Source organism: Roseibium denhamense, from assembly GCF_009711415.1.
Lineage (GTDB): Bacteria > Pseudomonadota > Alphaproteobacteria > Rhizobiales > Stappiaceae > Roseibium > Roseibium denhamense.
The window spans coordinates 1-8,982 of the sequence record NZ_SMLZ01000064.1 but is presented as its reverse complement, the minus strand read 5'-3'; the positions used below and the strand labels follow the sequence as shown (position 1 = coordinate 8,982).

The window sequence follows — 8,982 nt, the reverse complement described above, 5'->3', positions numbered from 1 at the left end:
CTGGGCATAATCCGGCGACATGTTCTGACCGGCCGCATTCTCGGTCACGCTTCCGGTATCCACGCCCCCGATCACCGCTGCATCACCAGTTCCAGTCACGGTAATGACGAGGTTCTCTGTGTCTGTTCCCCCTGCGCTGTCGGTGACCGTCACCGGGATGGTGACCTGCTGTGTCTGGCCGGCCGCCAGATGCTGATAGGCCGCGTGGGAAGGATCGAAGGACCAGGAGCCGTCCGCGTTCATGGAGAAGCCGTCGACCGGCTGACCGACAGAGAACGCCTTGGTATCGCCGGTGTCGACATCGGTGGCCGACATTTGCCCTGTGACAGCGCTGCCATCTTCTGTGGCAGACGCCGACGCCGCAGACAAAACCGGCACATCGTTGGTACCGTGGATCGTGATCCGGATCTGGTGCGCTGTGCCGTCCGAAGAATGAACTTCGTAAACCGCATGTCCCTCCTGTCCGGCCGCAAGGCTTTGAACGGCGGGATGGGTGTTGTCGACCTCATAACCCCAGTTGCCACTCCGATCAATGTGCAGACTGCCGCCGAACGGATCCGATACGGCATGTTCGCCAAATGAGTTGTACTGGAAGTGTTCCTGCGACGGGCCGTCCGGGTCCGAGACGTTTAACGACCCACTGACAACCAGCCGGTTCGAACTGGAGACCTTGTCTTCGGTGGCCGAGCCCGTGTCGGTGCCGGTGATCACCGCGGCGTCGGGTGTTGCACCAAGCGTAAGAGAGGCGGTCTGGGGCACATGGCCGCCATGACCGTCTGTGACCTGGTAACTCAGCGTGACCGGACCGTTGTAGTTCGGGTCCGGCGTGAAGGTGAAGCCGTGGGCCGCATCGCCGGTAATGGTCCCGTGAGATGCAGCGAGACTGGTTACTGACAGCTGGTCGCCGGTATCGATGTCGGTGGCATGGGCCAGCAGCTGCGCTGTCGAGATCGGAACGCTCTTGTCTTCGGTGCCGCTGCCAAGATCCACCGGTCCGCGCAAGACAGGGGCATCGTTTGTGCCTGTCACCGTGATGACGAGGTTTTCAGTGTCCCTGGCCCCGGCGCTGTCGGTGACGGTCACCGGGATGGTGACCTGCTGTGTCTGGCCGGCAGCCAGATGCTGATAGGCCGCATGAGAAGGATCGAAGGACCACGAGCCATCGGCATGCATCGTGAAGCCGTCGACCGGTTGACCGATGGAGTAGGCCTTCGTGTCTCCTGCATCCACATCCGTTGCCGACATCTGGCCTTTAACGGAACTGCCGTCTTCGGTGGCCGAGGCTGTCGCCGCGCTGAGAACCGGCGTGTCATTGGTGCCGGTGATGACAACACGCAGTTCATGGGCCGTTCCATCCGCGCTATGTACCGTGACCCTGTCGACCAGGCTGATTCCCGGTCTCAGAGCCTGAATGACAGCCTGACTGTTGTCGGCGGAATAGGTCCACCGGCCGTTTTCGGCCACGGTGAAGCTGCCATATCCGGCAGAGCCGGGAGCTCCGGCGACGGCCTGGAACTTGTCTTCGCCGGCGTCTGGATCTGAAACTGTCAGCAACCCGCCGGCCGAGAGTTTGCTGCCGACCACATGATGGTCTTCGCGCGCGGTGCCCGTGTCGAGACCGGAAATCCGGGCTGCCGTTGTCGCAGGTGGCGTGTGGCCGCCACCCGGCGTTGGTGTGGTCCCGGTCGAGCTTGGTGGCGTTTGCGTTCCGCCCGGAGGAGGCGTGCCTCCCGTCGATGTTGGCGGCGTATGGCCGCCGCCTGGCGTTGGTGTGGTCCCGGTCGAGGTTGGCGGCGCATGGCCTCCGACCGCTGTGGGTATCACTCCGCTCTGGGGTTGAGTCGTGTTGCCGCTGTCCGGCGATGGTTCTGACCCTGCCGCAGATGGCGGCGGCGTGTGCGTCCCTGTTGGCGTGCGCGCCGTGGCCCCCGGGTGTCCAGCAGAGGACAAAGTCTCGACGTCGGGGGGCGGGGCTGCGTTTGCAGGAATGTCGGCAACCGGTGCAGGGCCGGTTTCAGTTGCTCCGGCCAGACCATGTGAGGCAGATGGCGCTTCCAGGTCCGGCGGAGAAAGAGGACCCTGCGGTGGTGCACTGGTCTCCTGCAGACCGTGGTCCGGAATGGAAGTCGGTCCAGGTACGGGGTGCGGGTCGCGATCCTGTGAATCGCCACCCGGTTCTGTTTGCGGTGATACTGGATTGCTGTCGGAGCCCTCTGCTTCGATGGACCAGCCAAAGCCCTCTTCGGACTGCGTCTTTTTCGTATCCTTGGCCTCTTCGGGAAGCACGTCCTTGTCTGGCGCGCGCGGCTTGCTCTTGTCTGTTTGATCGCTCATTGCTCAAGCTCCTAGCGTTCGCTCAGCGCCAGATCCAGGTTCGTGAAGACCGGCTTCCAGATGTACTCAAAAACGGTCTTCTTGCCCGTGAGGATGTCTGCTTCGCCCGTCATGCCCGGCAGGAGCGCGAACTGGTCGGGATTGTTCCTGAAATAGGTAACCGGCACCTCGACCAGCACTTCGTAAAAGGCGGCGCCGCGCTCATCCACGATCGTCGTGGGCGAGACCTCCGTGACGGCCCCCTCAAGCGCGCCATACCGGCTGAAGTCGAAGGCATCGATCTTGAGATTGACCCGCTGTCCGACCGAGACAAAACCGACATCGCGCGGCTGCAACTGGGCGGCAAAGCGCAATCCGACATCCCGCGGCACGATTTCGGCTACAAGACCACCTGGCTCGATTACGCGTCCCACGACCGTATCTGGTATGGATTGCACATACCCTGCTACCGGGCTCTTGAGTTCAGTGGAAAGCACCCTTTGGCGCAGGCGTGCGATTTGTTCTGCCACGACACGCCGTTCGCCATTGATTTCGGCAATCCGATCCCGGGCATCGGCGGCCTCGTTCAGGTCGATACGCTCCATATCTTCATGCAGTTCGGCAATCTCGGCCTCAATGACAGCCTTTCGGCCTGAGAGGGTCGCCAGTTCATAATCGTAGCGCGCTTCCTCCTGCACGGCCTCAACCAGCCTGGGGCGCGGTGTCAGTCCGCGTTCGACCAACCCATGAAGGGTCGTTGTCAGCTCCTTGGCGACAGCAAGTTGCCGTTCGACTGCCGGCCTTTCACTGCCGATCGCCTTGAGATCTGCATTTTTCTCGGCGACCTGGCGAGCGATGACTTCGCGTTCATTGTCCAGGAATGCCTTTCGTGCCTCCAGAGCGGCGATTTCGCGGTCAATCAATTCCTGGATTGCTTCAACGTCTTCGAGCGGTAGCGCTTCTTCTCCTGTCTTGACTGCAATCAGGTTCAGCGGCGCAAGGGCTGCACCTGCCACCTTTTCGAAATCAGGCGAACGCGCTTCGACAAGCGCCAACAACCTTTCTTTCTCAAGTGCGAGCGCGAGCGCCTTCGCTTGAGCCTCACGCAGCTCCGATCGGACTTCGTCGTGATCGAAGATCGCGATCGTGTCACCTTGCGAGACAATGTCCCCCTTGCGCACGCGAACCGATGCAAGGGCCCCGCCATGTTCCGTCTGCAATTGCTGAACCTCGCTGACGGGTTCAACCACGCCCTTTGCCTTTGCAACCTCGTCGATCGGCGTCATCACCGACCAGGCCACGAAAGCCACGAGACAGACACCGATGGCGGCGGCGGCCATGTTGGTCAGTTTGACGGCCTTGCCGTCGTTCAGCTCAAACTGATCATCCAGATGGGAAGGCTTCATCAGCTCGTCTCCTCGGGCGGTGAAAGGGGCGAAGCCTGGGGCGTCACGGGGCCGAAATAAGCCGGGGTGCCGTCATCCAGGACCAGTGCGTTGTCAGCAAGAGCCGTCAGGGAGGTGTCGTGTGTGGCAACAAAGACCGTTGCACGTCCCCTGAGCGATGTCAGGAGGGCCTTCAGCTCTTCCCGGTTGCACGCGGTATCGGATCCGATGCTGTCGTCCAGCACGATCAGACGGGAACCGGGATCAGGATGGTCCGAGAGCGCGTCAGGGCCGGAGCCGTTGCCGGGACCGCCCAGGTTCAGCCACCGTGTGGCGCGGGCAAGCTCGTCCGGATCATACTGGGTGACGGAGCGGCCATTGAAAGCAAGGCGCCCGGATTGCGGCAGGACAAGACCGGACACCAGCTTCAGGAAGGTCGATTTTCCCGAACCGTTCGGGCCCATGACAATGGTCAGGGATCCTGGCGCACAGTCCAGCGACAACCCGGTAATCGCCGGATCCGCAGTCTGCTCGTACTTGAAATAAAGTCCCTTGGCACTGATGGCCGGAGCACCGTCTTCAAGACGTTCCAGCGCGGCCGGTTTCGCCTGAGGTGCTCCCCAGGAAAAGGCCTGATTGAGGCCGGATATCGCCGCTCTGATGCCCTTCAGGCGCGGCAAGGCCAGGAAAAACGCCTGGGACGGTCCTGTGATCCGCCAGGTCAGCAGCATGGTGCCGATCAATGCGCCGGCGGTGATGGTTCCGCTCATGGCGAGGGCCATGCCGATGCTGAGCGTGGTCAGGGCCGCGCCCGTCCCCAGCACGTAAGCGAGCGACTGCAGGGCCGCGGCCCGGGTTGCCTGGCGCTGCTTGGCAAAAGCAGCCTGGCGTGCAATCGAGGCAAACCGGGCAAACCATGTTGCGCCGTGTTCGATGTGCTGGATATCGGCCGCCTTGGCACTGAGCTCCGTCAGGGCTTCAACACGTTTTGCGTTGGCGTTTTCAAGCTGCGGGTCAAGGCTCTGGCGGGTCTCGCTCAACACCCAGCTCAAGGCTAGGAACAAGGTGAGGTAGACGGCAGGGACAAGTGCCATCCAGCCTCCGACAAACGCGATTGCAAGAATGGAGAGCGGCACAAACGGAGCATCGAAGATGGCGGCTGTGTTCTGTGACGCGAAGATCTCGGCGCTCTGTGCCGTGCTCTGCAAGCGGGTCTGGAGACGGTCGAAGCCCAATCGTTGCCGTATCGAATGTGGCAATCGAAGGATGCGGGAGAAGGACATCAGCCGTGTCGTTGATCCAAGGCGTGCATATTCCGCGGCCAGGAGCCTGGACCTGAGGCTTCTCAGCGCAAGGATCGCCACTAGTACAACTCCGGCACCGGTTAGCAGAGGAGCGAGGCTTTGCGTGGCCTGCGCGCCGAGAACACGATCAAAGATCGCCATGGAGAAAAACGGAATGAACAGGGCCAGTGCGTTGAGAACCAGGGAAAGCAACAGCGCCGTGCCAGCCACGCGATTGATCCGGTTCCGGATCGACAAGGCGTGCACTGCGGCAACAGAGTGCTCGGGATTGTGAATGAAGAGAAGCTTTGTTGCGTGCTCGACCCGCTGCCTTGTCTTGTCGTGAGTAAGACCGGACGAGGAGGCTGAAGATTCGCGGGAGTCTTCCCTGACCAGGGCGTGCACGCCCTCCTTGTCCCGGACAAGCAGTGCGCCGTCCAGGCCGCTTTGCCAGGTTGCGGGGATTTTTGTTTCCACGCTCGCTCCGACATCCACAAGATCAAGCACCATCGAGGCTTCATCGAGGGTGTCGACCCCGGTGCTCACCGGTATTGCCGCCGTCAGAACATCGGCCGACCGTCGCCAGCCAAGCGCTGTGAGGGCCGCCAGCAGAATCGTTTCAAGGTCGGTCTTCTGCCTACTGGACATCGTCTCCGGAGAGCCAGGCACGTGCGATGGCCTGGAAAGGTCAGACTGGTAGTTCATGCTGCGACCTCCGCGCCGGTTGAGGGCAGCTCCGGAAGGTTAAGGACTTCGTCAAACCGCGTGACCAGGCCCTTGGCGCTTTCGAACACGATCACCGTTGTCTCGCCTTCAAGGCCTTTCAGGAGATCGGCCAGCTTCTCGGTTCCAGCCGCATCCAGATATTGCGAAGGCCAGTTGAGCAGCAGGACTTGAGGCTGGCCGGACATCGCTCTGACGAGCATCAGCCGCTTGAGATGACCGTCTGACAACGGAACGCCAAGCCCTGGTGAGAGCGGCGTTTCCACGCCATCACGCAACCGGCCGATTGCTTCCGAGAGACCAATTTTCTCCGACAGCAACAAGGCACGGTCCGTTGCGTCTGCGTCGAACGCGGTCATGTTTTCAAGAACAGTGCCGTTAAACACCCTGGGGCTGGCATCGCACACAGAGATGCGACACCGGGGCGGCGACACTGGCTCACCGTTGTCTGTGGTCAGGGTAATGCCTGTCAGGCTTTGGCTGTCTGCGGGCTCTGTCCTTTCCAGTGCCTCCCCAAGCTGCTGAAAGATGATCGTGCCCTGTTCAGGGCTCTGCGGCCGCAGGACGAGGCACTGTCCGGGCCGGGCTTCAAAAGAGCGGCTTGCGACCTGAAACCGAATTCCAACCTGGTCGCCCTGTGCGGCAGGCCTGGTCTCCAGCAATGAAACTGAGGGCATCGCCAGGAGGGTCTGAACGGATCGGAACGCGGATGCCGAGACCTGCCGCCGGGCCAACGCATTGACCAGCCCCAGGAGGCCGGCAACACCTCGTTGTCCAAGGATGAGGCAGGCCGCCAGACCACCGGTGGTCATGTCCCCGGCGAGCACGACAAGCGACCCGATGCCAAGAACCGCAATCGTCGTGGCCAGGCCGCCGGACTGGCTGAGGTTCAGAGCGGCCGCAAGATTGCTCTCGGCGGCTTCCTGGGCAGATGCGCGACGCTTTTCGTGGCGCCGGACCTCCCCCGCGAAGTCCCCGAGAGTTCCGCAGGCGATGATGCGATCAAGCTGTTCCCTGCGGGTCATGATCAGGCTTGCCTGATCGGCGGAGGCCTCGAACAGTCTAAAGCCGGCCTGCGTCTGCCGGGCCGCGGCCAGCAGCGCAAGCGTTCCAAAGATGAGGAGAACGGCCAGCGGTCCGAAAACGGTCGAACCGCCGAGGAACCAGACCAGCGCCAGGAAGGCGATAGCAAAGGGCGCATCGAACAGCGCAAGCGTTGACTGCCCTACCAGCACGTCATTGGACCGGTTGATCGCCGTGAACAGTTCCCTGATCCGGCCGGGGCCATATGCGGTCAGGGTTTTCGGATCGATGGAGAGAAGCTTCTCGGCTGTCTTCAGGGACAGCCTGTATTCCGCCTGCGCCGCGAGCCGGCCCAGGATCGAAGCGCGCGCATACTTCACGAGGCCATCGAGAAGGATCGCCAGGGCAACCGCAGAGAAGATGACGATTGCGGTGCCGACCGCCTGATTGGCAAGGATGCGATCGTAGACCTGAATGAGCGCAAGTGGCAGGGCCAGTGCGAGAATGTTTGAAATCAGTGAAAGAACAATCAGCCAGAGCCGCGTGTTCATAAACCTGGACCTCTTTAGCGAAAGGAACCAAAGGCACACGATTCATACCTAAGGGGACACTCTCGAAACTTAGTTCGTTCTTTGTGAAAGTTAACTTAACGTCAGTTTTAAATTTGGTATATTATGGAAAACTGCAGCCTGAGAGAAGAGTGGATGCGCGGCCACGGAATCGGAGTATGCCCTCTGGATGAGGTCTCTCGGCCGGGAAGCACCTTTGGCGCAAATCGTATTGAGCGAGGCCACTTTAGTCTTCGAAGCTGCTCTCGATGCCTATTCTCACACCTATTTTTTTGTCTTTCTTAGTGCTTGTGTCGCTTGTAGCGTTTCCAGCTAGTCACGGGCAGTACCAGCATTAACTCGCCTTAGCCGGGTCGAACCCGTCGATGAGGCTCTCGAACAGCTTGACGTGGTCCGGGCTCATGCGGCCGAGCTTGTCGATCAGTCGCCGTGTGTCGGGCGGTGGGGTTCGGTTGCGCATGTTTCCGATCAGTGCGTGTTGCCGCGCTTCGGGAACCTTGCCGGAATGCTGCAGCGTGGTGCCAAGCTCTTCGTGCCCAAGGTTCTGGCTCCAGGCTTTCAGTTCCTGGATGGAATGACAGAGCTCTTCTCCCATTGCGGTTAGTGTTTTCCTCAGGGCCTGTGGCTGAAAGACGGGAACAATGGCGGCTTTGCAGGCATGCTGCGCCAGTTTCCGGATCGGGTCGGTAGACTGCCAACAGGAATCTTGAGCGGCACTTTAGGGGGACAGGCCATTCTTTAGTGGGCACTACGTTTGAACCAGAAAAGGAATCAAGCAGACAATAGCGGTAAGTCAGTCTGCGGCCGCATTTCTGTCATCTATCTTGTTGCCGAACCGTGCTGACAAACCGGTCTTTACTGCTAATATAGCGTCAGCGGCGCTTTCTCTGCTGTCGTTGGCTTTCCAACGGCTTAACGGGCACTACTGCCTGGGCCGCCACTTCTCTCAATTGCTGCAAGAAGAGTACGGTTGACGGTTTGGGCCGATCAGCATGTGTTGGAACACCAGAATGAGCCTGCTGTGCAACGCAGGCACTGGCTGGTTAGCTCTTGATCAAAGCCTGCGCTGTCGCCTTCAAGACATGCCTGCTCTCTGAGGGCACCTGATTGATAAGGTCGACCAATTCCAAGTCCTTTTCGGGCGTTTCGGCGCGCTCCCATAATCCCAACATCAACTCGCGCTGGTAGTCATCGCTGAGTGTTGCGTAATGCTCCATGGTTGTCGTTTCGTTTTCATGGCCAAGATTTTGACTGACCGCCTTCCGCTCTTCCGGCGAACGTGCCTTTGAAAAGAATTGCCTGGCGAGTGTCGACCGAACGGAATGCGGGCAAAAATAGGGAACACCTGCAACGCGGGTCGCCTTCCTGATGATCTCCCGCACAGGTGCGGCGGTCTTCCAGAATTCCTCCTTGCGACCAGAGCATGGGCCTCGAACCGCACTGGGTGTCCTAGGAAAGAGCGGATCATCGCCTTCGGCTCCAGAAGCGCGTCTCTCCTCGACCCACTCCATCACGATCGCAGCGATGTCTTCTCCAACTGGAAACCAGGTTGGTCGCGCGGTTTTAGAGAACTTCGTGTTCACTTCATTGGCGTCCTGGTCGACGCGCCGCCCCTCTAAGTCCACGTGCTTGAGACGTAAAGTGACAAGGGCACCATCCCGAACACCAGTGAGGAACAGAAAGGCA

At 60.4% G+C, this 8,982-nt stretch carries 6 protein-coding genes; all 6 read right to left on the bottom strand.

Annotation, left to right across the window (positions count from 1 at the left end; translation table 11 throughout):
- Positions 1 to 2,334 (bottom strand): VCBS domain-containing protein (locus E1180_RS00450; RefSeq protein ID WP_155189120.1); only part of this gene is annotated, 2,334 nt, incomplete at its 3' end.
- A gap of 11 nt (positions 2,335 to 2,345) precedes the next feature.
- Positions 2,346 to 3,719 (bottom strand): HlyD family type I secretion periplasmic adaptor subunit, encoded by a 1,374-nt coding sequence (locus E1180_RS00445; RefSeq protein WP_155189119.1) that lies wholly within the window; start codon positions 3,717 to 3,719, stop codon positions 2,346 to 2,348.
- Positions 3,719 to 5,629, bottom strand: coding sequence for an ATP-binding cassette domain-containing protein (locus E1180_RS00440; RefSeq protein WP_208996758.1), 1,911 nt, complete (start codon positions 5,627 to 5,629; stop codon positions 3,719 to 3,721). Before E1180_RS00440 ends, E1180_RS00445 begins: the two co-directional genes overlap by 1 nt.
- Before the next feature lie 53 nt (positions 5,630 to 5,682).
- Positions 5,683 to 7,278 (bottom strand): ABC transporter transmembrane domain-containing protein, encoded by a 1,596-nt coding sequence (locus E1180_RS00435; RefSeq protein WP_155189117.1) that lies wholly within the window; start codon positions 7,276 to 7,278, stop codon positions 5,683 to 5,685.
- A 352-nt stretch (positions 7,279 to 7,630) separates the two neighbouring features.
- Positions 7,631 to 7,891, bottom strand: a complete 261-nt coding sequence (locus tag E1180_RS00430) for a hypothetical protein (RefSeq protein WP_155189116.1) — start codon at positions 7,889 to 7,891, stop codon at positions 7,631 to 7,633.
- Between the two features lie 448 nt (positions 7,892 to 8,339).
- A partial coding sequence (locus tag E1180_RS00425; protein WP_155189115.1) for a site-specific integrase occupies positions 8,340 to 8,982 on the bottom strand: 643 nt, incomplete at its 5' end.